Origin of the sequence: Herminiimonas sp. CN (genome assembly GCF_000622895.1) — a bacterium.
In the GTDB taxonomy this organism is placed as follows: domain Bacteria; phylum Pseudomonadota; class Gammaproteobacteria; order Burkholderiales; family Burkholderiaceae_D; genus AVCC01.
Genome location: NZ_AVCC01000007.1, coordinates 1 through 24,467, shown reverse-complemented (window position 1 = coordinate 24,467; position 24,467 = coordinate 1). Strand labels below are relative to the sequence as shown.

The window sequence follows — 24,467 nt, the reverse complement described above, 5'->3', positions numbered from 1 at the left end:
AAAAAAGACTTTTCCGCCTACAACCCCAAAGCAGCTATCCCCGCCTTGGCAATTTGCGCATCCTCAGCTGATTTCACACCGGAGACACCGACCGCTCCCAGGCACTGCCCGTTGAGCATGATGGGAACGCCGCCTTCCAGCATGCCATCGATGTACGGCGCCGACAGGAAAGAAACGCGGCCGTTGTTGATCATTTCCTCATAAATCCGGGATTCGCGACAACCCAGCGCCGCCGTTTTGGCCTTGGCTGGCGCAATATGGGCAGATATCGGCGCCACGCCATCAAGGCGCTGCAGCCAAAGCAGATGCCCACCGTCGTCCACAATCGAAATCACGACTGCCCAATTATTTTTAATGGCTTCCGCCTCTGCTGCGGCGGCAATTTTCTTAACATCGTCAAGTGTCAACATTTGCTTGGATTGCATTACGACTCCCGATATGAACATGGCAGGATTGTACGATGGGCGCTACCCACCATTAAAACTGTTTTTTTTACTGTCAGCACGACGATTCCGTTCCGGCAGGATCGATACCCATTGCAGGCAACCTGAAGACCGCCATCGAGCTGAAAGTTAAATTTTACCGCTTGCTTTGACAGGTTGGCGGCATTCACTTAAAGTGTAGTGTCCCAAGCTGAAAAAATGTCACAATGACAACAAAACCAGCACTTATTATTCAGATCAAGAAATTTGCACTCTCATGCATGTGGATTGGCGCGCTGCTGTGTCACGGCCAAAGCTGGGCCGCTGAACCACTGCCACCCAAAACCAGCATTGCACTCGAAAAATTGCATGATCTGGGTCATCGTGCGGTCGAGTTTTCCAGTCGCGCCTCGGAATTGGCGCTGCAAGCGATGGGAATGATCGGGATCCATTACAAGTACGGCGGCAGCACACCCGAAAGCGGACTCGATTGCAGCGGCTTGGTGCGCTACGTATTCAAGGAAGCCTGGGGCGCCAACCTGCCCCGCACTTCGGCCGAAATCAGCCGCGTCGGCGAGACAATCGAACAGCAAGACCTGCGGCCGGGCGACCTGGTGTTTTACAACACGCTCAAGCGCGGCTTTTCGCACGTCGGAATTTATCTGGGCGACAACAAGTTCATCCACTCCCCGTCGGCCGGAGGGCAAGTGCGCATCGAAAGCATGGATCTGAGCTACTGGAAACAGCGTTTCAACGGCGCCCGCCGCATCAATGAACCGGAACCGCAGTAGATCGGCGCCTCATTGCTGCATTGCCTTTAATTTCCTCTTGATTTCACCCATCGCGGCAACGGTCGCCTTCTCGCCGGCCATGATGGCCACATTGCGGCCATTGAAATCATTCCCCTTCATGCCGTTCAGACCAGGCTGAATGACAATATCAGCCTCTCTCAACTCATATTTATTGATGCGTTGCCCCATGATGGTAAAGGTTTGCATCAGCACATCGAGGGAACCTGAGCTAGTCAGTACATCGGCTTGCGAGGAGATGTTTACCGCAATCACGAAATCGGCGCCCATCTCGCGCGCAAACCTGGCAGGAACCGGCGCCACCAGTCCGCCATCAACATATGTCCGACCGCCGATCCTGACCGGTTGAAATATGCCGGGCACAGCAGATGACGCTCTGACGGCAAGACCGGTATTGCCGCGTTGAAACAAAATTGGCTGGCCGGAATCAAGATCGGTTGCCACGGCGCCAAACGGTTTTATCAGTTTCTCTATCGGGACATCACGAATCGTCTTGTTAATGTAATTCTGCAAACCCACGCCCTTGATGACTCCGCTGAATTTTGAAAATAGCGGCACCGACCAGTCCGAAATGGCGGCCTCGTCCATCTCCATCGCCATTTTCTGCAAAGCAAAACCATTATTTCCGGCCGCATACAGCGCACCTACCAGGCTGCCGGCGCTGGTTCCAACCACGATATCGGGCACAATCCCTTGCGCCTCCAGAGCCTTGATCACGCCAATATGGGCAAAACCGCGCGCTGCGCCGCCGCCCAGGGCCAGGCCGATCTTGAGATTGCGTACGGGTTTCGCAGGAGTTGTTACGGACCCGACAACAGGAGCCGGTGCGATCAGACTGCAACCACTTGCCAGGAATGCAACTACAATCAGGGAGGGAAAGCAACAACGTAGGGATGGCATCGATTTATCGCGTATTTGCACCGTTCCGATTTTAGCTTATAAAGAAGCAGTGCTGCTGGAATGGACTGAACACCCGGGCAAACGCACCAGATGACCAGCGGGCATAGATAAACCAGGATAAGCATGACGCCAGCGCTTTTAATAATACGCCAGCGCCTGCCACCGATTCAACCTGTAGTTGATGGTCTTGGCGGCACAGTGCCTCCCCTCCCGAAATCCGGACACCCAATTAAGGAATACTCACGCGCACCTGCAGCAGACTTGCTCGAATAATGCGTGAGAAAAATGGGCTTGGCATTCAGCGTGAATACCGCCTCGCTTCGTGTTAACATCAAACAGTCGATTTTGGTAAAAATCAGAATTTTTAACTATGGAGCAAATCATGAGCAAAAGCCAGGATGCGAAAAAATCGGTGAAAAAAGAACCCGCCAAGACGATGAAGGAAAAAAAGGCCGACAAGAAGGTCAAAAAGGAAGAAAAAAAACGTCAGTAATCCGACCACCGGCAGGTAACGTTACCCCGATTGCCGGATCTATACCTTTGGCAAGTTTGCCAATCAGCGCAAAACCCGCGTAGAATGCACGCTTCGCGGGTGTAGCTCAATGGTAGAGCAGAAGCTTCCCAAGCTTACGACGAGGGTTCGATTCCCTTCACCCGCTCCAGTTTTTGCAAGGCACCTGACTTTGGTGCCTTTTTTGTTGGCGTAGTTATATAACGTAACGCGAACCGTCATAACCGTACCCACTTTCCCGATCCTTTCAAGCATGTCCGACACCACAGCTCCTGACGACGGCGGCAAAGCCCGCTTTTACGACCCGGCCGAACACCGGATTCGCAGCTTCGTGACCCGGGCCGGCCGCCTGTCGGTGGCGCAAGCGCGTGCGATTGCCGAATTGGGGCCGCAGTTCTGCCTGCCTTACGTCAAGGCGCCGCTGGATTTGGCGCTGGCGTTCGGCCGCAGCGCGCCGACCATTCTGGAAATCGGTTTCGGCATGGGCGAGACCAGCGCCAGGATTGCCGCCGGCATGCCGGAGAAGAACTTCATCGGGGTCGAAGTGCACACGCCGGGCGTGGGCAGCCTGCTGAAGCTGATCGATGAACAGAAACTGGGTAATCTGCGCCTGATCCAGCACGATGCGTTCGAGGTGCTGACCAATATGATCGCGCCGGCATCGCTGGCGGGCGTGCATGTGTTCTTCCCCGATCCGTGGCACAAGGCGCGCCATAACAAGCGGCGCCTGATCCAGTCGCCGCTGGTGCAATTGCTGGCGTCGCGCATTGCGCCGGGCGGCTACCTGCACTGCGCCACCGACTGGCAGGAATACGCCGACCAGATGCTGGCAGTACTGGCGGCCGAGCCGGCGCTGGAAAATACTGCGGAAGGATTTGCGCCCCGCCCCGATTATCGTCCGGTGACCAAGTTCGAGAACCGCGGTCTGAAGCTGGGGCATGGGGTATGGGACCTGGTGTTTCGCAAAATCTGATTGCGCCGCTTGCATATCCGAGTTTTACCTGGAGTATGTACGAAAACAACGCCGTTCCCGCATACAAACAAAGCGGCATTGAAATATACTGTATTTAGTATATTTCAATGCCGATCATCCCTTCCGGCTCAGCCCAGTTCCGCGATCAGGGCCACGATCTGCTCGCCGTAGGTTTCCAGTTTCTTTTCCCCGACCCCGGTCACGCCGCGCAGATCGTCGATCGAGCGCGGTCGCGCCTTGGCGATCTCGCGCAGGGTGGCGTCATGGAAGATGACGTAGGCCGGCACGTTGTTCTTGCGCGCGGTTTCGACCCGCCACCAGCGCAGCTTGTCGAACAGCGCCTGCTCTTCCGCCGATAGCGTCGATTCCTCATAACCTTTCTGCTTGCCGCTGTCGCGTTTCGTCTTGACCGGTTTCTGGTATTGCCGCAGCTGGACTGCTTGCGCGCCGCGCAGTACCGGGCGCGCAGCGTCGGTCAGTTTCAGCGCGCTGTACGATTCGTAATCGACCGCAATCAGGCCCAATGCGATGACTTGGCGCAAAATCGCCCGCCATTCGGCCTCGCTCTTGTCCGCACCGATGCCGAAGGTCGAGAGCTGGTCGTGCCGCCACTGCTGGATGCGCTCGGTTTCGATGCCGCGCAATACTTCGATCACATGGCCGCCGGCGAAGCGCTGGTCGACCCGATAGACGGTCGACAGCAGTTTTTGCACCGCCACCGTGCCGTCGAACGAGATCGGCGGACTCAGGCAGGTGTCGCAATTGCCGCAGCGCTCGGAACCCTGGCCGAAGTAGTCCAGCAAATGCACGCGGCGGCAGGCCAGCGTCTCGCACAGGCCGAGCATCGCATCGAGCTTGACGCCGAGCACCCGCTTGAAGGTTTCGTCGGCTTCCGATTCGGCGATCATGCGCCGCTGCTGCACCACATCCTGCAAGCCGTAGGCCATCCAGGCGTTGGCCGGACCGCCGTCGCGGCCAGCGCGGCCGGTTTCCTGGTAATAGCCTTCGATGCTTTTCGGCAAATCCAGATGGGCGACGAAGCGCACGTCGGGCTTGTCGATACCCATGCCGAAGGCGATGGTGGCGGTCATCACGATGCCCTCCTCGCGCAGGAACCGCGCCTGGTTTGCGCTGCGCTGTGCGTATTCCATGCCGGCGTGATACGGCAACGCGGTGATGCCGCTGGCGTTGAGGAAGTCGGCGGTTTCCTCGACCTTCTTGCGCGACAGGCAATACACGATGCCGGCGTCGCCGGCATGCTCGCCCTGGATGAAATCGAGCAGCTGCTTGCGGCCGTTGGCCTTTTCGACGATCTGGTAACGGATGTTGGGGCGGTCGAACGAGGACACGAATTGCAGCGCATCGTCCAATTGCAGCCGGTGCGCGATTTCATCGCGGGTCTGCTGATCGGCGGTGGCGGTCAGCGCAATCCGCGGCACCTGCGGGAAGCGCTCGTGCAGCACCGACAGCTTGATGTATTCGGGCCGAAAATCGTGGCCCCACTGCGACACGCAGTGCGCTTCGTCAATTGCGAACAGCGCGATGCGGGACGCCTGCAGCAGTTCCAGGCAGCGCGGCGTCATCAGACGCTCGGGCGCGACATACACCAGATCGAGTTCGCCATCGCGCAACTGGCGCTCGATCCGGCTGGACTCTTCGAAGGTCTGGGTCGAATTCAGGAACGCGGCGCGCACCCCGACCTCGGCCAGCGCATCGACCTGATCCTGCATCAGCGCGATCAGCGGCGAAATCACCACGCCGACGCCGTCGCGCAGCAGCGCCGGGATCTGGTAGCACAACGACTTGCCGCCGCCGGTCGGCATCAACACCAGCGCATCACCGCCTTGCGCGACATGCTCGATGATCTCGGCCTGCTGGCCGCGGAAGGCCGGATAACCGAACACGGTTTCCAGCACATCCAATGCCCGGGTACTGCCGGATGATGGGTGCGTCACCGCTTAATCAGCCCAAGTGACGAGGTTGCCGTAGGAAGTGGCCAGCACCACCAGGCCAAACGCGATCCGGTACCAGGCGAACGCGGTGAAATCGTGGCTGCTGATATAGCGCAACAACCAGCGCACGCACAGGAAGGCGGAGACAAATGCCGCCACCGTGCCGATACCGAACAGCGGCACATCGGCCAGCGACAGCAGCGCCCTATCCTTGTAAATCGAGTATACGGTGGCCGCCAGCAGGGTCGGAATAGCCAGGAAGAAGGAGAATTCGGTGGCGGCCTTGCGCGACAGGCCGAACAGCATGCCGCCGATAATCGTCGCGCCGGAGCGGCTGGTGCCCGGCACCAGCGCAAACGCCTGCGCACAGCCGACCTTGAAGGCGTCCAGCGCACCCATCTCGTCGACCGAGACGATCCGCACCGCCACCGGATTGGCGCGATTGCGACGTTCGACCCACAGAATAACGAAGCCGCCGAGGATGAAAGCCAGCGCCACCGGCACCGGCTTGAACAGGCTGGCCTTGATTGCCTTGCTGAACAGCAAACCCAGCACCGCGGCCGGCAGGAAGGCGATGATCAGGTTGGCCACGAATTTCTGCGACTTGGCGTCCGTCAGCAGGCCGGATAGCACCGCTGCGATGCGCTGCCGGTATTCCCAGCACACGGCAAAAATCGCGCCGGCCTGGATCACGATCTCGAATACCTTGATCTTGTCGCCGGTAAAATCGAGCAGGCTGCCGGCCAGGATCAGATGGCCGGTCGATGAAATCGGCAAGAACTCGGTAAAGCCTTCGACTAGGCCCATGATGAGTGCTTTTAACGCAAGAGTGAGATCCATGATTGTTTGAATAAAAGTGGGAAAGATATGCCGATAAAAAACCCGCATCCGGGTGCATGGTGCGGGTTATCGCGCAAAACCTGACTGCAGCGCGCTATTTTACAGGCTCCAGCGCGACCAGTAGGCTATTGCTCTTGACGACGATGTTGCCGGGAACAAAGCGGCTGCCGGCATAACGCAGATCGTTCGGTTGCAGCGCATAGAGCGTGGCGCCGTTCAGAATTTCCTCGGCCAGCACACGTCCCAGCTTGCTCACTTGCCGGCTGACTGCGGCATCGACGCCGTCGAGCTCGATGCTTTCCATGCGCGGATCGGTCAGCACGATGGCGTTTCTGGCCGGATCGAAGCGCAATCCGCCCGAGATCGCAAAGCGCCCTTTCCAGGCATTCTTCGCAAACGGCGGCGCGATCGACGCATCCATCGTGGTCAGTATCCGGTTGCTTTGCGGCTGCAGCGTCAGTGTGGGATTGCTGACGTCGATGTCGAACAGCGCCAGATAGCGCTTGTTCAGCGGAAAGTGACGCGCCAGCGACTGCTGCAGCTTGTCCTGCGAAAATTCGACCTCGCGCGGGCCCAGCAGGCCGGCGCAGGCGCTCAGAATAACGGCTGTTGCCAGCATCAGCAGGCGCGCATAAAAACGTTTCATCGATTGCTCCAGATTAGGGTGCGGTAAGCCGGTCCAGTTCCGACAGGAACAGCAACGCTGCGGCGCGCGACTGGCCGCACATTTCCAGCGACGGTTGCAGGCTGGCGCAGACCGCCGGCCGCTCGGGGCGGCCGAAAATCCGGCAGCCGTCTGCCTCATCGAGCTGAATGCAGCGGGTATTGGCAGGCTTGCCCAACAGCATGCCGGGTATCGGCGAGGAGATCGACGGTGCAATGCAGCAGGCACCGCAACGGCTGCGGCAGGTCTCGGTCATGGTCTATATGGGGTTGGGATGCATTAAATCGCTACCGGATAATGCATTAGCGGAAGAAATTTGGATGCTTTGTAACGTCCTGTTTCATTCTAGCAGAGCCATTGACGCTATACGGTTTGCCGCTTACATTACTGACTCTAAAGTAAGTTACTTATTTCCCCATTCCGCATGAACATTCCGACAGAAACCAAACCGCGCTGGGAGCGCCGCAAGGACGAGCGCCCTCAGGAGCTGCTGGCAGCGGCACTGGATTTGTTCGTGGACAAGGGTTTTTCGGCGACCCGGCTCAGCGATGTCGCCACCCGCGCCGGCGTCTCGAAAGGCACCTTATATCTGTATTTCACCAACAAGGAAGACCTGTTCAAGGCGGTAGTGCGGGAACACCTGCTGCCGGTGCTGGATGAAGCCGAAGCACTGGTGAACAATTTCAGCGGCCATAGCGCCGAACTGTTTCGCAACATCATGCTGGGCTGGTGGCAGCGCATCGGCGACACCAAGCTGTCCGGCATCACCAAGCTGATGGTGGCGGAGTCGGGCAACTTCCCCGAACTGGCGCAGTTTTACCACCAGGAAATGATTGTGCGCGGCAACGCGATGATCGCCCGCATACTGGAGCGCGGCATGGAGCGAGGAGAATTTCGCCGGATCGATGCGCGCCTGACCACGCAGGCCATCATCGCCCCGATGATCATGCTGATGATGTCCAGGCACGCATTCTGCAATTGCCAGATCAAGCCGGTTTCGCCGCTGGACTACCTGAATAATTTTGTCGATCTGTGCCTGTACGGCATGTTGCGCGACGACACCGCAACTGCCGCCGATTCCCCGCAGACAAGCCGCCCATGCTGAAACAACGCGCATTTCGGACTGCGCTGGTAATTCTGGCGCTAGCGCTGGCCGGCGCGGTCATCGCACTGAAAATCCGCAGCACGGCGCCCGCTCCGACAGCAACTCCGGCAATTGCCGCGCCGGTGCTGGAATTTCTGCCCGATGACCTGATTACAGTTACGCCGCACGAGCTGCGCCAGACCATCACCGTGTCGGGCGCCCTGCGCGCAGTCAACCAGGCCGTTGTCAAGGCCAAAGTTGCCGGTGAAATACGCGAAGTGCTGGTGCGCGAAGGCGCTGCGGTTACCGCAGGCCAGGTTCTGATCAGAATGGATGAGAGCGAATATCAAGCCCGGGTCGCGCAGGCCAACGGCGCGCTGCAGGCGGCGCGCGGCCAGCTGGAAATCGCCGGCAATGCGCGCGACAACAACCGCGCGTTGCTGGGCAAGGGTTTCATTTCCCAAAACGCTTTCGACAATTCGGCCAGCCAGTATGCGATCGCCCGCGCCAACCTCGACTCGGCCAAAGGCGCGCTCGATGTTGCGCAAAAATCCCTGGCCGACACCGTGCTGCGCTCGCCGATTACCGGCCAGATCAGCATCCGCTCGGTACAGCAGGGCGAAAAAGTATCGGCCGACAATCGCCTGCTCGAAATCGTCGATTTGCGCCGAATGGAAATGGAAGCCTCGGTGCCGGCCACCGACATTACCCAGATCAGGCTGGGGCAGCCGGTCAGCATCCGGGTCGACGGCATGCCGCAGGCGGTCGCCGGCAGCGTTACCCGCATCAACCCCGGTACACAATCCGGTTCGCGCTCGATTTTGACTTACATCCAGCTGGATAATCCCGACGGCGCACTGCGCGGCGGCATGTTTGGCGAAGCCGAGCTGACGCTGTCGCAAAAAAAAGGGATACTCAGCGTGCCGCAAGCTGCCATCCGGCAAGTCAGTGGCAGAACCATCGTGTACGTGATCGAGAACGGTGTTCTGGCTGAAAAATCCGTCACGCTCGGGCTGGAAGGCAATGACGACAACGGCGCTGCGGTTGAAGTTACCACTGGCCTGGCCAGCGGCGCGCAAGTCGTCAAGGCCAATCTGGGTAATCTGCAAGCCGGAACGCCGGCGCGCCTGGTCACCAATGCTGCCAGCGCTGCAGCCAGGAAAGAATAAGCCATGTGGTTCACCCGCATCAGTATCGGCAACCCCGTGCTGGCAACGATGATGATGCTGGCCTTCGTGGTGCTGGGGCTGTTTTCCTATCAGCGGCTGCGGGTCGATCAGTTCCCTGATGTCACTTTTCCTGTGGTGGTGGTGCAAACCGATTATCCGGGCGCCTCGCCCGAGACGGTCGAATCCGACCTGACCCGCAAGATGGAAGAGGCGGTCAATACCATCAACGGCATCAACAGCCTGACCTCGCGCTCGTATGAAGGAGTGTCGATTGTCATCATCGAATTCGACCTGACCATCGATCCGGCCCAAGCCGCGCAGGACGTGCGCGAAAAGGTGGCACTGATCAAGACCACCTTCAGGAAAGAAGTCAAGGAACCGCGCGTGACGCGCTACGACCCGGCCGACCAGCCGATCTTTTCAGTCGCAGTGACCAACGACGCCGCGCTGCAGCAGCGCAGCTTCCGCGATCTGACCACGATCGCCGACCAGGTGGTGAAGAAGCGGCTGGAAAATGTGCGCGGCGTCGGCTCGGTGACGCTGGTGGGCGGCATCAAGCGCGAGGTCCAGATTTACGTCAAGCCGCTCGAGATGGAGGCGCTCGGCATCAGCGTCGATCAGGTCCTCAATGCGGTGCGCAATGAAAACCAGGAACTGCCGACCGGCGCCATCCGCGCCACTTCCAGCGAACAGGTAGTGCAGGTACAGGGCCGCATCAAGCGGGCGCAGGATTTCGGCGACATCATCGTGGCCCAGCGCGGCGGCCAGCCGGTCAAGCTGGCGCAGATCGCCCGCATAGTCGACGGCCAGCAGGAACAGGAAAGTCTGGCGCTCTACAACGGCCGGCGCACGCTGGCGCTGGACGTGCTCAAGGCGCAGGGGCAAAACACGATCGAAATCGCCGACAATCTGCAAGCTGCACTGAAAGAACTGGGACCGCGCCTGAAGGCGCTGTATCCGGGCGTGCGGATCGAAGTCATCAAGGACGGCTCGCGCCAGATCCGGGTCGGGGTCGAAAACGTGCGCCGCACCCTGATTGAAGGTGCGCTGCTGACCATCCTGATCGTGTTCCTGTTTCTGAATTCCTGGCGTTCGACCGTGATTACCGGCCTGACCCTGCCGATTTCGCTGATCGGCACCTTTCTGTTCATGAACATGTTCGGCTTCACCATCAACATGATCACGCTGATGGCGCTGTCGCTGTGCGTCGGCCTGCTGATCGACGATGCGATCGTGGTGCGCGAAAACATCGTGCGCCATGCCGGCATGCGCGCCAACGGCCGCGACGGCCCTTTCAAGGACCACAAGACTGCGGCGCTGGAAGGCACCGCCGAGATCGGGCTGGCGGTGCTGGCGACCACGTTCTCGATCGTTGCGGTATTTCTGCCGGTCGGCTTCATGGGCGGCATCATCGGCCGCTTCTTCCACCAGTTCGGCGTCACGGTGGCGGCCGCCGTGCTGATCTCGATGTTCGTTTCGTTCACGCTGGACCCGATGCTGTCGTCGATCTGGCCCGATCCGGAGGCGCACGGCATGCACCGGCGCAGCGGCTGGTATGCCAACAGCATCGGACGCGTGCTGGCGCAGTTCGAACGGCTGGTGTCCTGGTTCTCGCGCGGCTATCAGGTGCTGTTGCAATGGTCGCTGCGGCATCGCGGCTTGACGCTGGCCATTGCGCTGGCCAGCTTCATCGGCGGGCTGGCGCTGCCGGCCAGCGGCCTGATCGGCTCCGAATTCGTGCCGCAGGCGGATTACTCCGAAACCGGCGTCACTTTCTTTACCCCGGTCGGCTCCTCGCTGGAACTGACCGAGAGCAAGGTGCATCAGGTCGAGGCGGCGCTGCGCCGGTTCCCCGAAGTGCGCGACACCTACTCCAGCATCAATACCGGCGCGGCGCAGGGAAAAAATTATGCCACCGTGTTTATCCGCCTGATTCCGCGCGCCCAGCGCCGGCGCAGCACCGCCGCCTTGTCCGGGCCGCTGCGCACGCAGCTGTCGCGCATAGCCGGCATCACGGTAACCCATATCGGCACGCTCGACGGCGTCGGCGGCGATTCCAAGCAAATCCGGCTGAGCCTGCAAGGCAGCGACCTGGATCAATTAGCCAGGCTATCGGAACAGGTCCAGGCCAGGCTGCGCGCAATCCCCGGCCTGGTCGATCTGGACTCCAGCCTGAAGGCGGCCAAACCGACCATCTCGATCGAACCCAGGCGCAATCTGGCCGCCGACCTCGGCATCGGCGTGGCGCAAATCGGCAATACCCTGCGGCCGTTGCTGGCAGGCGAAGCGGCCAGCAGCTGGCGCGCCCCGGACGACGAGAACTACGACGTCAATGTGCGCCTGGCGCCGTCCGACCGCAACCATATCGACGACCTGTCGCGCCTGATGCTGACCGGCACCCAGACCAACGCCGACGGCTCGCCCAAAATGGTGCCGTTGCGCCAGGTTGCCGACATTCTTCCCACCACCGGCGCCAACCAGATCAACCGGCGCGACCTGAACCGCGAAGTCGAGCTGTCGGCCAACGTGATCGGCCGCTCGGCCGGCGCGGTCAGCAAGGATGTCAAGGCCGCGCTGGATGCGATCCCAATGCAGCCGGGCTACCGCTACCAAATCAGCGGCGCGACCAAGAGCATGAATGAATCGTTCGGCTACGCGCTGTCGGCGCTGGCTTTGGCGATCATCTTCATTTACATGATCCTGGCCTCGCAGTTCGCCAGCTTCCTGCAGCCGGTGGCGATCATGTCGTCGCTGCCGCTGACCCTGATCGGCGCCTTCCTGGCCCTGATGATGTTCCGCTCGACGCTGAACATTTTCTCCATCATCGGCCTCATCATGCTGATGGGGCTGGTCACCAAGAATGCCATTTTGCTGGTCGACTTCGCCAACCAGATGCGCGCTGCCGGCATGAACCGTTTTGATGCCTTGCTGGAAGCCGCGCACGTGCGGCTGCGCCCGATCCTGATGACCACGCTGGCGATGGTGTTCGGCATGGTGCCGCTGGCGTTCGGCCTGGCGGAAGGCTCCGAACAGCGCGCCCCGATGGGGCAGGCGGTGATCGGCGGCATCATCACATCATCCGTACTCACGCTGGTGGTGGTGCCGGTGATCTATACCTATCTGGACGACCTGGCGCTCTGGTTCAAGCGCAAGCTGGCCGGTTCAACTGTTGAAAACGATGCAGCACCGCAGTAACCGCTATAGAAATGCCGATCACGTTTGATAAAATGTGTTTCTTCTTTTCAATGATGCTTTTCTGGATACCAATATGCATATCGAACAAGCCCGCTTCAACATGATTGAACAGCAAATCCGCCCGTGGGACGTGCTGAACCAGGATGTCCTCGACCTTTTGACGGTGCTCAAACGCGAAGCGTTCGTACCTGCCGCCTACAAGAGCCTGGCCTTTTTCGACACTGAAATCCCTTTGCCCTGCGGCGAAAACATGCTTACGCCGAAAATGGAAGCGCGCATCCTGCAGGAAGTCGCCGTGCAAAAACATGAAAACGTGCTGGAAATCGGCACCGGCTCCGGCTACATGGCGGCCCTGCTGTCTTACAAGGCGCGCCACGTCACCAGCATCGAAATCGAACCGACGCTCAAAGCGATGGCAGACAAGAACCTGTCCGGCTACGGCATCACCAATGTCACCACCTACCTGGGCGACGGCGCCCAAGGCTGGGCCGGCACCAGCAGCGTTGGCAGCGACACCGCATCGTATGACGTGATTGTGATTTCCGGTTCGCTGCCGGTATTGCCGGACGCCTTCCTGAAAAAGCTCAAGGTCGGCGGCCGCATTTTTGCCATCATCGGCGAAGCTCCGGTCATGAACGGGCAAATCGTCAGCCGCCTGTCGGACACTGCCTACAGCACCGTCAACCTGTTTGAAACCAATGAAAAGCCACTGCGCAACGCACTCACGCCGTCGCATTTTTCGTTTTAAGGATTGCCGATGCAACACATGACCGCCCCGGAACTGGCGCAGTTGCTGCAGGACCCGTCGCAGCCGCAACCGCTGCTGCTGGACGTGCGCGAGGCATGGGAATTCGACATCTGCCACATCGCCGGTGCGCAACTAATGCCGATGAACGCGGTTCCGGCGCGGTATCCGGAACTGAACCGGGAGTTGCCGATCGTCTGCATCTGCCATCACGGCGGACGCAGCATGCAGGTCGCCCATTTCCTGGAACGCAACGGATTTTCACGCGTCATCAACCTGACTGGCGGCGTGCATGCCTGGGCCCAGCAGGTCGATGCGTCGATGCCGACCTACTAATCCTTTCTTTCTGACTCCACCGGGGAACTTCATGCGGAATTCCGTCATCGCCCTGCTGATTGCCGGCACTTGCATCGCGCTGGATGCGCAAGCGGTCGATTTGCTGCAAATCTACCAGCAGGCGCTGGTCAACGATGCGCAATACGCAAGCGCCCGCGCAGCGTTGCGCGCCGGCCAGGAGGCACTGCCGCAAGCGCGCGCCGGCCTGCTGCCGAGCGTCGGCTTGTCCGGCGGCAGCAGCCGCACCGAGATCGAAGATATGCGCACCGTCAACGGCAGCAGCTACAGCCTGGCGCTGACGCAGCCGCTGTTTCGCTGGGCCAACTGGCAGCAATACGAACAAGGCAAGCTGGCGGTCGCGCTCAGCGAGGCGCAGTTCGCCCAGACCCGGCAAGACTTGATACTGCGGGTGTCGCAAGCCTATTTCGACGTGCTGGCGGCGCAAGACACGATCGGCTTCGTGCAGGCCCAGAAGAGCGCGATCACCGAACAGCTGGAATCGGCCAAGCGCAACTTCGAAGTCGGCACCGCCACCATCACCGACACCCACGAAGCGCAGGCGCGCTTCGACTTGGCCGTCGCGCTGGAATATGCAGCCCAGAGCGATCTCGAAATCAAGCGCGCAGCATTGCAGCAGATCATCGGCAGCACGCCGGGCGAACTGGCCCGACTGAAAACCGGGACCGTGCTGGATGCGCCGCAGCCGGCCCGCATCGATCAGTGGGTCGAATCGGCCGAGCAGCAGAATTACGCCGTCGTCGGCTCCCGCATCGGACTCGAAATCGCCCACAGGGACATCGCCAAAAACCGCGCCGGCCATTATCCGAGCGTCGATCTGGTGGCCAGCCGCAACCATACCAACCAGAACACCAGCAACAGCGTCGCCGGCAATACGAACGTGATCGGGGTGCAGTGGAGCATTCCGCTGTTCGCCGGCTTCGCGGTCGACAGCCGGGTGCGCGAAGCGATTGCGCTGGAAGACAAGGCCCGCAATGACCTCGAAACCGCACGCCGCGGCGCCGCGCAAGGTGCGCGCCAATCGTATCTGGGCGTCACCAGCGGGCTGGCCCAGGTCAAGGCGCTGGAAGCGGCCGAAGTGTCGAGCCTGTCGGCGCTGGACGCCAACAAGCTCGGCTACCAGGTCGGCGTGCGCATCAACATCGACGTCCTGAATGCGCAGCAACAGCTGTTCTCGACCCGCAAGGATCTGGCCCGTGCCCGCTACGACACCATCGTCAACGGCCTGCGCCTGAAGTCGGCCGCCGGCACCCTGCAGGAGCAGGATCTGCAACTGGTGAACGGCTTGCTAACCCGGTAAGCACCCGTCAACGCTATAATAATGCGGGAGTACCATAAAAAACATGGCACTTCCTGCTTACATTCATTGCGGTTGTTAAAAATACACTAATCCAGTATATATTTTTACTCCAGCAACCGCGCAACGCAATAATATCGCCCACACTGATCCTGGGCGGCCGGCAGCGCATCGCTGCCCCTTCACCGCATCCATATGCGATATCCGCATATGGATGCGTAAAACGATTCGTTCTTAATCCTGGCCCGCCCGGTTAATCTGCATATTCCAGCAAAATCACTCCAAAGGAAATGCAGATGGCACTCAAGAAAATCCTCCTGTCGGCACTGGCAGCAGCACTTATTTCACCGGCGGTGCCCGTTGCACAAGCGGCCGAAGTCACCTTGCTCAACGTTTCCTACGATCCGACCCGCGAGCTGTATCAGGATTTCAATGCGGCTTTCGCCAAACAGTGGAAAGCCAGGACCGGCGACGACGTCAGGATCAAGCAATCGCACGGCGGTTCCGGCAAGCAGGCGCGCGGCGTGATCGACGGTCTGGAAGCGGACGTGGTCACGCTGGCGCTGGCGTACGACATCGATGCCATCGCCGAGCGCGGCCTGATCGCCAAGGACTGGCAAAAACGCCTGCAGCACAACAGCGCGCCGTACAGCTCGACCATCGTGTTCCTGGTGCGCAAGGGCAATCCGAAAGGCATCAAGGACTGGAACGACCTGGTCAAGCCGGGCGTCGCCGTCATCACGCCGAATCCGAAGACCTCCGGCGGCGCGCGCTGGAACCATCTGGCAGCCTGGGGCTATGCGCTGAAACAGCCGGGCGGCACTGAAGCCAGCGCCAGGGACTTCATCGGCAAGCTGTACAAGAACGTGCCGGTGCTCGACTCCGGCGCGCGCGGCGCGACTACCACCTTCGTCGAACGCGGCATCGGCGATGTGCTACTGGCGTGGGAAAACGAAGCCTTGCTGGCGATCAAGGAACTCGGCCCGGACAAGGTCGAAATCGTCGCGCCGTCGGTCAGCATCCTGGCCGAGCCGCCGGTGGCCGTGGTCGACAAGGTGGCCGACAAGCACGGCACCCGCAAGGTGGCGGAAGCCTACCTGAATTATCTGTACACCGAAGAAGGCCAGGACATCGCCGCCAAGAACTATTACCGTCCGACCGCCGGCGCCGCGGTGAAGAAATATGCGGCGCAATACCCGAAAGTGAAACTGTTCACCATCGATGAAGTGGCAGGCGGCTGGGACAAAGCACAGAAGGCGCATTTTGCCGATGGCGGCGTGTTCGACCAGATTTACCAACCGGGCAAGAAGTAAACCGACCAACACCGGTAACGCGCCAAGACGAAAGGAGCCATCGCCATGCCTTTTCCCGCCCTGCAAAAATATCTGGTGCGCCTGCCCGCCACGCCGCAGGCGGCGACTTCCGTCTGGCTCGACCGGCATGGCCGGGCCACGGGACGCTATTTCAACTCGACCCTGACCAGCGCGTTCCAGGCTATCCGCGCGCCGGCTGCGCAGCAGATCGTCGGCTTCGAGGGCTTCGCGCGCAGCCATTCGAATAGCGATTCCGGCCTGTCGCTGTGGAAGCTGCTCGACCATGCGGCCAGTGACGATGAATCGATTGCGCTGGACCGCCTGTGCCGCATGTTGCATGCGATTAATTTTTTTCGCCAGCCGCAAGCCGCGCATACCGACCTGTACCTGAGCGTGCATGCGCGTTTGCTGGCCGGCGTCAGCGCCAATCACGGCAATGCGTTTCGCCGCGTGCTCGACTCGCTCGAACTGCCGCATGAAAAAATCGTGCTGCAGTTGCCGCTGGTGGCCAAACACCAGAACTGGCTGCTGGCCTACGTCGCCGACAACTATCGTCGCAACGGCTTCCGGCTGGCGGTCAACGCCGCCGATGCAGGCCAGGCGCTCGCACTGCTGGATGCGTTGCAGCCGGAAGCGATCAAGGTCGATGCCCGCGAAATACCGGATCCGGATGCCGCCCTGCACTTGCTGCAGGAGGCCGGGCGGCGCGGCGTGCGCCTGATATTCAAGCGGGTCGAAACCGAAGCCGTAGCCGCGACCCTGCATGCGCTTGCTGCGAGCGCCGGACAAACCCTGCTGACGCAAGGATTCCTGCGGGATTTGCCGGCAGCAGCGCTTGCGACATCGAACACCCTTGGCACGACCGCAGATTTACCGGCTGCGCCAACATTGCGAGCCAGTGCCGCAGCATGAAGCACCGTTGCCTGTCGAATTACCGCGTGCTGATCGTGCCGGGCCTGCACAACAGCGGCGCCGGCCATTGGCAGACCCGCTGGCAACAGCGCTATCCCGCCTTCGAGCGGGTCGAGCAGGAACAATGGGACCGGCCCGAACTGCCGCGCTGGTCGGAACGACTGGCGCAGGTATTGCGCACGTCAATCCAGCCGACGCTGATCGTTGCGCACAGCTTCGGCTGCCTGACCACGCTGCACGCCGCAGGCCTTGGCGGATTCAAGCTGGCCGGCGCGCTGCTGGTGGCACCCGCCGACCCGGAAAAATTCGGCGTACAGCAAGCCCTGCGCAATGCCCGGCTCGCCTGCCCTGCGGTTGTCGTCGGCAGCGCCAACGACCCGTGGATGACGCGTTCCCGCGCCGCCGAGTGGGCTGCAATCTGGCGTTGCGGGTTTGTGAATGCCGGCGCCTTGGGCCACATCAATGCCGAATCCGGCCTGGAAGACTGGCCGTTCGGCCTCGGCCAGCTGGAGCGCCTGGTGCGGACCATGCAAGCGTCGAACCGGTCCGGGTGCGCTGAAGAAAGCGGCTCCCCATTGGCCGCCAGCACAAATCACCCGATCTGATTCCGGTTTTTCGTCAGATCGCATCCAGCGCATTGCGCAAATCGCGCCGCAAGTCCTCGACATGCTCGATTCCGACCGACAGCCGCACCAGCGCGTCGCTGATGCCCAGCACTGCACGCTGCGCGACCGGAATGGTCGCGTGCGTCATGATGGCCGGGTGTTCGATCAGGCTCTCGACCCCGCCCAGGCTTTCAGCCAGCGAAAAAATGGCGCAGCGCTCCAGAAAGCGCCGCGCGCCGGCCAGATCGGTGTTCAGTTCGATCGAGATGATGCCGCCGAAGCCCTCCATCTGGCGCAGCGCCAGCGCATGCTGCGGGTGCGATGTCAGCCCCGGATAGAACACCCGCTTGATTTTCGGCTGGCGTTCCAGCCATTGCGCCAGGTCGAGCGCGTTCGCGCAATGCCGCTCCAGGCGCAAGGCCAGCGTTTTCACGCCGCGCAGGGTCAAAAAGCTGTCGAACGGCCCGGCAATCGCACCGACCGAATTCTGCAGAAACGCCAGCTGCTCGCGCCATGCAGCCTGATGCGGCTGGCCGCCGACGATCGCGATACCACCGATGACGTCGGAGTGGCCGTTCAGGTATTTGGTGGTCGAATGCACGACGATGTCGAAGCCGGATTCCAGCGGACGCTGCACGCAAGGGCTGGCGAAGGTATTATCGGCGATGGCAATGATGCCGCGCTCGCGACAGATTGCTGCGATCGCCTGCAGGTCGGCCAGCTTGAGCATCGGGTTAGTCGGCGTCTCGACCCATACCATGCGCGTGTCGGGCCGGATCGCCGCCAGCAATTGTTGCGGATCGGTCAGGTCGACATAGGTGAAGCGCAAGCCGGCGCTGCGCCTGCGCACCCGTTCGAACAGGCGGTAAGTGCCGCCATACATGTCGTCGCCGGCAATGATGTGGGAGCCGGCATCGGCGATCTCGAGCACGGTGGCAATCGCCGCCAGCCCCGAGGCGAAGGCGAACGCCTGCGCGCCGCCTTCCAGATCGGCGACGCAGCGCTCCAGCGCCCAGCGGGTCGGATTATGCGAGCGACCGTAATCGAGCCCCTTGTGCACGCCTGGGCTGTCTTGCACATAGGTCGAGGTCGCATAGATCGGCGGCATGATCGCACCGGTCGACGGGTCGGGCGTTTGCCCGGCGTGAATCACGCGGGTCGCCAGATGCGTTTTGGGTGCGTCCTCTTGCGGCTTGGCTGCGCTGTCGCCGCCGGTAGAAATGTCGCTCACGGCAATGTCCTTCGCAGGTGGTTAAGCAGGTCGAAGCGGGTAATCAAGCCGTAGAAGCGCTTATTGTCCATACCGTCGGCGACGATTGCGGCCAGCCCGCGATCCAGCGTATCCCGCAACTGCTGCAGGCTGGCATCGGGCGGCAAGGTCTCGATGCGGGCGGTCATCGTGCCGCCGACCAGACTATGAAATCCGGCCGGGTCGGCGGAGACGTGCAGCAGCAGATCGGATTCATCGAGAATCCCGGCCAGATGGCCGTCGTCGATCACCGGCAATTGCGACAGGTCGGCGCTGCGCATCCGGTTGAAGGCGGTCATCAGCGTGTCGGACGAGGCGACGCTGATCACGTCGCCTTCATCGAAGCGGCGTCCGATCAGGTCGCGCAGATCGCCGAACGATGGCCGTTGCAGCAAACCCTGGTCGATCATCCAGGCGTCATTGTAGAGCTTGGACAAATAACGCGTGCCGGTGTCGCAGACGAAGCTGACCACGCGCTTGGGAGTGGTCTGCGCGCGGCAATAGCGCAGCGCGGCCGCCAGCAGCGTGCCGGTCGACGAACCGCCGAGTATGCCTTCCTGGCGCAGCAGGGTGCGCGCGCAGGCGAAGCTTTCTTCGTCGCCGATGGTGTAGGCGTGGCGCACGCCGCTGAAGTCGGCGATGGCGGGAATGAAATCCTCGCCGATGCCCTCCACCGCCCACGAACCGCTGGTCTCGGAAACGCGCCCGGTTTTCACGTATTCCGCCAGGATCGACCCTTGCGGATCGGCCAGCACGAATTCCAGCGCCGGCTGCACCTTTTGGAAAAACCGCGTCAGGCCGGTCAGCGTGCCGGACGAGCCGACGCCGACCACGATCGCATCGAGCTGATGGCCGCATTGCGCCCAGATTTCCGGCGCGGTGCCGGTTTCGTGCGCCAGCGGATTGGCCGGGTTGTTGAACTGGTCGGCGAAAAACGCGCCCGGCAGCTCGCGCGCCAGCCGCGCCGCGTAATCCTGGTAATACTCGGGATGGCCTTTGGCGACATCGGAACGGGTCAGATGCACTTCGGCGCCGAGCGCCTTCAGGTGCAGGATTTTTTCGGTGGACATCTTGTCCGGCACCACCAGTACCACGCAATAGCCCTTGACCCGCGCCACCAGCGCCAGTCCGAGTCCGGTGTTGCCGGCGGTGGCTTCGACCACCACGCCGCCCGGCTGCAGACGTCCGTCGGCCTCCGCCGCTTCGATCATCGCCAGCCCGATCCGGTCCTTGATCGAACCGCCCGGATTTTGCGATTCCAGCTTCAGGAACAGCTGGCATGGCCCGCTGTCGATGCGCGTGACTTCAACCAGCGGCGTATTGCCGATCAGCGCGAACAGGGCGGGCTTCGACGGGCTTTGCATGACATCCTCCGGTGAGCAGAACAAGGACGGCAACTTTCTCTTGCGGCGGCGCGGCGCTTGCCTGCCGGAATATTTTTACTATAGGCGCAATGCGTGCTTTTGAAAGATTATTTCAACGAATGATCGCGGCGGCGACAGCGCAGGCCGGCTATCTGCGCCATTCCGGAACGCTGGAAAGCGTTATCTTTTAGAATTTTATCTGGAGTATGAGTAAAAACACTAGTATTTCCGCTTTATTTAATTTACAAATTAAAAATACCGGCGCCAGTAAATAAATTTCGCCTGGACATGACGATGGCGTGCGCAACGGCGGCCAATGCGGGTTTTCTAATTGTCTGCAACCGGCGTTACCGGCCAGCAAAGTTTTTACTCCGACGCCTGAGTGATTGATAGAATGCAACTAAAACTTGGTGAGCGTCTTATCGATTCGTTTATACCTTTTGTTTTCTGCGTATAACTAATTTGCGCTTGGTTCCGTAAGGCTTTCCAGGGAAAAGAAACTTGTGATCCAGTTTTGGTCGCCGGTTAATTTTGCAAAATGAAAATTAAATTATGTTAGGGCGCAATGGAACACTTCGAGCTATCGCAACAGGAATCTGGCCTTCACATCGAGGGATTTCCTGACGCAGTAAAGGTAATTGCTATTGAAGGGCCGCGTTCTAAGCGTTTGGCTGACCTAGCCCTCCACAGGGATGACCTAGAGTTTGCCGATAGTTGCCTGGATACCATAAACCTTTCCCCTGAGGAGCCATTCGTCATTCGAGAAGCACTCTGGCGATCCGCTATCGTGCACTTCATGAAGTGCTTCGGTGACTCAAAAGCGCGTTTCCAGCTCTCGTCAGAAAAAATTCTGAAGGGAGTACCGCCCGAGGCTTCAATGGCCTTTGAGTATTTCAAGCACCTTAGAAACAAGCATTTCGTTCATGACGAAAACTCGTATGCCCAGAGCCTTCCAGGCGCAATCCTGAATAACGAGACGAAGAGCTACAAAATCGAGAAAATTGTCTGCTTCGCTGCAATTGCTAGAACTCTCGCGCAAGAGAATTTCGGCAACCTCAAATTGCTGATCCAGAAGTCGCGCTCATGGGTCATCGCAGAGTTCGATCAGCTGTGCAACACGCTTACAGCTGAGTTGGAACGCGAACCATATGAGAGTCTACTCAAGAAGGAATCGCTAACGTTTCGGGCTCCAACCAATGATGAGATTCACAAGAACCGCAATGCATCCTAACCCATCAATCCACCGGACCTGCGCGAAAAGCCGCGCAGGCGCCTCAACTCCACGTTAAAAATCCCAAGAATACGAAACCTGATCGCCACCTTTTAGCCCCCTACCGCTCGCTCGCGACAAGCCGATATCGGTGCCAACCCGCGCTCAACTGAAGCGCGATTCCACAGCAGACGCAGCGCAAAGATCACTCGCCTGTTTCCTGGTTGCCTATATGTGTATTTTTCTGAGCAGCCTCCAGCTCCTCTTTAGCCCGGAGCTCTTGCCACTGCGCTTCCGTCAGCCCATGACTGCCATCGCAATAATCGCGACGGCCGCAACCGCAGCGACCAATATCTTCTGAATTTTTCCTAACCCGCATTTGATATCCCAATAGAAAAGCCGTTGATTGTGCCTCAGCATGGCCATCCACGCAGCGCGCTCCTTTATTCGAAATCATACTATCAACATGCAAAAAAATTCGTTCTCTTTATGTCTTTACGATGTGATTATCAGAGTCAATTAGTCAAATTCGTAATAAATAGAGCCGACATGCAGCTTGCCATTGCCACCGCATCTGAGAAAAGAACGCCGTTCCGGGTCATGCCCGGCTTCGGCCTTGCGCTCGGCTTCACGCTGTTTTACCTGGCGCTGATTGTCCTGATCCCGCTGGCAGCGGTGTTCCTGAAGACCTTCACGCTGACTTGGGACGCCTTCTGGGCGGCCGTCACTTCGGAACGGGTGGTGGCTTCGTACAAACTGACTTTCGGCGCGTCGCTGCTGGCCGCCGCGCTGAACGTGGTGTTCGGCGGCGTCGTGGCGTGGGTGCTGGTGCGCTACCGTTTTCCCGGCAAGAAGATCATCGATGCGCTGGTTGATCTGCCGTTTGCATTGCCGACCGCTGTGGCCGGCATCGCGCTGACCGCACTGTATTCCTCGAATGGCTGGATCGGACGCTTTCTGGAACCGCTCGGCATCAAGGTCGCGTTCACGCCGCTCGGGGTGCTGATCGCGCTGACGTTCATCGGCCTGCCGTTCGTGGTGCGCACCGTGCAACCGGTGCTGGAAGATGCCGAACGCGAACTGGAAGAAGCCGCCGCCAGCCTGGGCGCGAACCCTTTGCAAATTTTTTCGCGGGTGATCTTTCCGACCGTCCTACCGGCACTGATGACCGGCTTCGCGCTGGCTTTTGCGCGCGCCACCGGCGAATACGGCTCCGTCATCTTCATCGCCGGCAACATGCCGATGGTGTCGGAAATCACGCCGCTGTTCATCATCACCAAACTGGAGCAGTACGACTATGCGGGCGCGACCGCGATTGCGGTGGTGATGCTGATCGCATCGTTCCTGATGCTGCTTTTAATTAACGTTTTACAGGCCTGGTCCCGCAAGCGCGGCCAGTCCGTGAAAGCCTGAGATGCCGGCCACCACTGCTCCGACCTGCGACGCCCCCTTATCTGCACCCTTGCCTGTCATGCCGCAGACCCGCAGCGAACCGGCCTATGTGCCGGCGGCCACGCTGGAACCGTTCTGGGTCCGCGCATTGCTGATCGGTATCGCGCTGGCATTCCTGACGCTGTTCCTGTTCGTGCCGCTGCTGTCGGTGTTTGCCGAAGCGTTCAAGAAAGGCTGGCAAGCGTATCTGGCGGCGATTACCGAGCCCGATGCGGTATCTGCGATCAAGCTGACCTTGCTGACCGCGGTGATTGCGGTGCCGTTGAACCTGGTGTTCGGGATCGCGGCATCCTGGTGCATCGCCAAATTCGAATTTCGCGGCAAGAGCATTCTGCTGACGCTGATCGACTTGCCGTTTTCGGTGTCGCCGGTGATTTCCGGCCTGATCTATGTGCTGCTGTTCGGCGCGCAGGGCTGGCTCGGCCCGTGGCTGGCCGAACACGACATCAAGATCCTGTTCGCGGTGCCCGGCATCGTGCTGGCAACGATCTTCGTCACCTTTCCGTTCGTCGCCCGCGAACTGATTCCGCTGATGCAGTCGCAAGGCAGCGAAGAGGAAGAAGCCGCGCTGGTGCTGGGCGCATCCGGCTTCAAGACCTTCTGGCATGTGACGCTGCCGAACATCAAGTGGGGCCTGCTGTACGGCGTGATTCTCTGCAATGCGCGGGCGATGGGCGAGTTCGGCGCGGTGTCGGTAGTGTCCGGCCATATCCGCAGCGAAACCAACACCATCCCGCTGCAGGTCGAGATTCTCTATAACGAATACAACTTCGCCGCCGCCTTCGCAGTCGCCTCGCTGCTGGCCTTGCTGGCGCTGGTGACGCTGGCGTTGAAGTCGCTGATCGAATGGCGCCTGGCGGACGCCGGCGCGGAACAATTTCAGGAGCATCAATCATGAGCATCGAAGTCCGCAATATTCAAAAGCAGTTCGGCAATTTTGTGGCGCTGAACGATGTGTCGCTGGATTTTCCGACCGGCGAACTGACCGCGCTGCTGGGCCCGTCCGGCTGCGGCAAGACCACGCTGCTGCGCATCATCGCCGGCCTGGAACAAGCGGACCGGGGCCAGGTATTGCTCGACGGCGAGGATGCTTCGGCGCGCCACGTGCGCGAGCGCCAGGTCGGTTTCGTGTTCCAGCACTATGCGCTGTTCAAGCACATGACGGTATTCGAAAACATCGCGTTCGGGCTGCGCGTCAAGCCGCGCAATGCACGCCCGAGCGAGGCGCAGATACGCGACAAGGTCAAAAAATTGCTGGAACTGGTGCAGCTCGACTGGCTGGCCGAGCGCTATCCGCCGCAACTGTCGGGCGGCCAGCGCCAGCGCATCGCACTGGCGCGCGCGCTGGCGGTCGAGCCGCGCGTGCTGCTGCTGGATGAACCGTTCGGCGCGCTGGACGCCAAGGTGCGCAAGGAGTTGCGGCGCTGGCTACGGCGCTTGCACGACG

General features: G+C 60.3%; 24 protein-coding genes and 1 tRNA gene. 16 read left to right on the top strand and 9 right to left on the bottom strand.

The genetic code is table 11. The features are described 5' to 3' along the window. Positions 1-17 precede the first annotated feature (17 nt). On the bottom strand, positions 18-425 hold the full coding sequence (locus HMCN_RS0103045; protein WP_025915993.1) for a heme-binding protein: 408 nt from the start codon (positions 423-425) through the stop codon (positions 18-20). 224 nt (positions 426-649) lie between these two features. Here HMCN_RS0103045 and HMCN_RS0103040 point away from each other — a divergent pair, with 224 nt between their 5' ends. Then, a complete protein-coding gene (locus HMCN_RS0103040; RefSeq protein ID WP_025915992.1) occupies positions 650-1,213 on the top strand; it encodes a C40 family peptidase in 564 nt (187 codons plus the stop codon). A 9-nt stretch (positions 1,214-1,222) separates the two neighbouring features. On the opposite strand, the gene HMCN_RS0103035 is transcribed toward HMCN_RS0103040, so the two are convergent. After that, on the bottom strand, positions 1,223-2,131 hold the full coding sequence (locus tag HMCN_RS0103035; protein ID WP_025915991.1) for a patatin-like phospholipase family protein: 909 nt from the start codon (positions 2,129-2,131) through the stop codon (positions 1,223-1,225). Positions 2,132-2,719: 588 nt separating this feature from the next. Between HMCN_RS0103035 and HMCN_RS0103025 the strand changes: the two genes are divergently transcribed. Continuing rightward, positions 2,720-2,793: transfer RNA gene (locus HMCN_RS0103025), tRNA-Gly, on the top strand. Positions 2,794-2,895: 102 nt separating this feature from the next. Further along, entirely contained in the window at positions 2,896-3,615 is a 720-nt protein-coding gene (trmB, locus tag HMCN_RS0103020; RefSeq protein ID WP_025915990.1) for a tRNA (guanosine(46)-N7)-methyltransferase TrmB, read from the top strand. A 128-nt stretch (positions 3,616-3,743) separates the two neighbouring features. On the opposite strand, the gene recQ is transcribed toward trmB, so the two are convergent. From recQ to HMCN_RS17190, 4 genes are all read right to left on the bottom strand, one after another. After that, a complete protein-coding gene (gene recQ / locus HMCN_RS0103015; RefSeq protein WP_025915989.1) occupies positions 3,744-5,570 on the bottom strand; it encodes a DNA helicase RecQ in 1,827 nt (608 codons plus the stop codon). Positions 5,571-5,573: 3 nt separating this feature from the next. Then, entirely contained in the window at positions 5,574-6,407 is an 834-nt protein-coding gene (locus tag HMCN_RS0103010) for an undecaprenyl-diphosphate phosphatase (protein ID WP_025915988.1), read from the bottom strand. A 94-nt stretch (positions 6,408-6,501) separates the two neighbouring features. Next, entirely contained in the window at positions 6,502-7,053 is a 552-nt protein-coding gene (locus HMCN_RS0103005; RefSeq protein WP_025915987.1) for a DUF1439 domain-containing protein, read from the bottom strand. Positions 7,054-7,066: 13 nt separating this feature from the next. Continuing rightward, positions 7,067-7,327 (bottom strand): YkgJ family cysteine cluster protein, encoded by a 261-nt coding sequence (locus HMCN_RS17190; RefSeq protein ID WP_035625545.1) that lies wholly within the window; start codon positions 7,325-7,327, stop codon positions 7,067-7,069. Between the two features lie 168 nt (positions 7,328-7,495). Between HMCN_RS17190 and HMCN_RS0102990 the strand changes: the two genes are divergently transcribed. From HMCN_RS0102990 to HMCN_RS0102950, 9 genes are all read left to right on the top strand, one after another. After that, complete coding sequence (locus tag HMCN_RS0102990) at positions 7,496-8,176, top strand: TetR/AcrR family transcriptional regulator (RefSeq protein WP_025915984.1); 681 nt, start codon at positions 7,496-7,498, stop codon at positions 8,174-8,176. Next, positions 8,170-9,324 (top strand): efflux RND transporter periplasmic adaptor subunit, encoded by a 1,155-nt coding sequence (locus tag HMCN_RS0102985; protein ID WP_051566722.1) that lies wholly within the window; start codon positions 8,170-8,172, stop codon positions 9,322-9,324. The genes HMCN_RS0102990 and HMCN_RS0102985 overlap by 7 nt, the downstream gene beginning before the upstream one ends. A gap of 3 nt (positions 9,325-9,327) precedes the next feature. Beyond that, positions 9,328-12,519 (top strand): efflux RND transporter permease subunit, encoded by a 3,192-nt coding sequence (locus HMCN_RS0102980; RefSeq protein WP_025915982.1) that lies wholly within the window; start codon positions 9,328-9,330, stop codon positions 12,517-12,519. A gap of 73 nt (positions 12,520-12,592) precedes the next feature. Beyond that, the gene (locus HMCN_RS0102975) at positions 12,593-13,267 is read left to right on the top strand and encodes a protein-L-isoaspartate O-methyltransferase (RefSeq protein WP_025915981.1); all 675 of its coding nucleotides are present in this window, start codon (positions 12,593-12,595) and stop codon (positions 13,265-13,267) included. 9 nt (positions 13,268-13,276) lie between these two features. After that, the gene (locus HMCN_RS0102970; RefSeq protein WP_025915980.1) at positions 13,277-13,600 is read left to right on the top strand and encodes a rhodanese-like domain-containing protein; all 324 of its coding nucleotides are present in this window, start codon (positions 13,277-13,279) and stop codon (positions 13,598-13,600) included. A gap of 31 nt (positions 13,601-13,631) precedes the next feature. Next, positions 13,632-14,918, top strand: coding sequence for a TolC family outer membrane protein (locus tag HMCN_RS0102965; protein WP_025915979.1), 1,287 nt, complete (start codon positions 13,632-13,634; stop codon positions 14,916-14,918). Positions 14,919-15,211: 293 nt separating this feature from the next. Beyond that, the gene (locus tag HMCN_RS0102960) at positions 15,212-16,228 is read left to right on the top strand and encodes a sulfate ABC transporter substrate-binding protein (protein WP_025915978.1); all 1,017 of its coding nucleotides are present in this window, start codon (positions 15,212-15,214) and stop codon (positions 16,226-16,228) included. A gap of 45 nt (positions 16,229-16,273) precedes the next feature. Continuing rightward, entirely contained in the window at positions 16,274-17,140 is an 867-nt protein-coding gene (locus tag HMCN_RS0102955) for an EAL domain-containing protein (RefSeq protein WP_025915977.1), read from the top strand. Beyond that, positions 17,137-17,745 (top strand): alpha/beta hydrolase, encoded by a 609-nt coding sequence (locus HMCN_RS0102950; RefSeq protein WP_025915976.1) that lies wholly within the window; start codon positions 17,137-17,139, stop codon positions 17,743-17,745. The genes HMCN_RS0102955 and HMCN_RS0102950 overlap by 4 nt, the downstream gene beginning before the upstream one ends. Positions 17,746-17,758: 13 nt before the next feature. Here the strand turns inward: HMCN_RS0102950 and HMCN_RS0102945 are convergent, their stop codons facing one another. Further along, positions 17,759-18,967, bottom strand: coding sequence for a PLP-dependent aspartate aminotransferase family protein (locus HMCN_RS0102945; protein ID WP_051566728.1), 1,209 nt, complete (start codon positions 18,965-18,967; stop codon positions 17,759-17,761). A gap of 5 nt (positions 18,968-18,972) precedes the next feature. Next, positions 18,973-20,358 carry a cystathionine beta-synthase gene (locus tag HMCN_RS0102940; protein WP_025915974.1) on the bottom strand — a complete coding sequence of 462 codons (1,386 nt, stop codon included), beginning with the start codon at positions 20,356-20,358 and terminating at the stop codon, positions 18,973-18,975. Positions 20,359-20,923: 565 nt separating this feature from the next. Between HMCN_RS0102940 and HMCN_RS0102935 the strand changes: the two genes are divergently transcribed. Further along, the gene (locus HMCN_RS0102935) at positions 20,924-21,589 is read left to right on the top strand and encodes a hypothetical protein (RefSeq protein ID WP_025915973.1); all 666 of its coding nucleotides are present in this window, start codon (positions 20,924-20,926) and stop codon (positions 21,587-21,589) included. Positions 21,590-21,773: 184 nt separating this feature from the next. On the opposite strand, the gene HMCN_RS19075 is transcribed toward HMCN_RS0102935, so the two are convergent. Beyond that, positions 21,774-21,998: a hypothetical protein gene (locus HMCN_RS19075; RefSeq protein ID WP_238551919.1), complete on the bottom strand. Its 225-nt coding sequence runs from the start codon at positions 21,996-21,998 to the stop codon at positions 21,774-21,776. Positions 21,999-22,117: 119 nt separating this feature from the next. Between HMCN_RS19075 and cysT the strand changes: the two genes are divergently transcribed. The 3 genes from cysT to HMCN_RS0102915 form a co-directional block, all read left to right on the top strand. Further along, the gene (gene cysT / locus HMCN_RS0102925) at positions 22,118-22,981 is read left to right on the top strand and encodes a sulfate ABC transporter permease subunit CysT (protein ID WP_025915972.1); all 864 of its coding nucleotides are present in this window, start codon (positions 22,118-22,120) and stop codon (positions 22,979-22,981) included. A gap of 58 nt (positions 22,982-23,039) precedes the next feature. Further along, positions 23,040-23,918, top strand: a complete 879-nt coding sequence (gene cysW, locus HMCN_RS0102920; RefSeq protein ID WP_025915971.1) for a sulfate ABC transporter permease subunit CysW — start codon at positions 23,040-23,042, stop codon at positions 23,916-23,918. After that, a partial coding sequence (locus HMCN_RS0102915) for a sulfate/molybdate ABC transporter ATP-binding protein (protein ID WP_025915970.1) occupies positions 23,915-24,467 on the top strand: 553 nt, incomplete at its 3' end. The genes cysW and HMCN_RS0102915, both read left to right, overlap by 4 nt.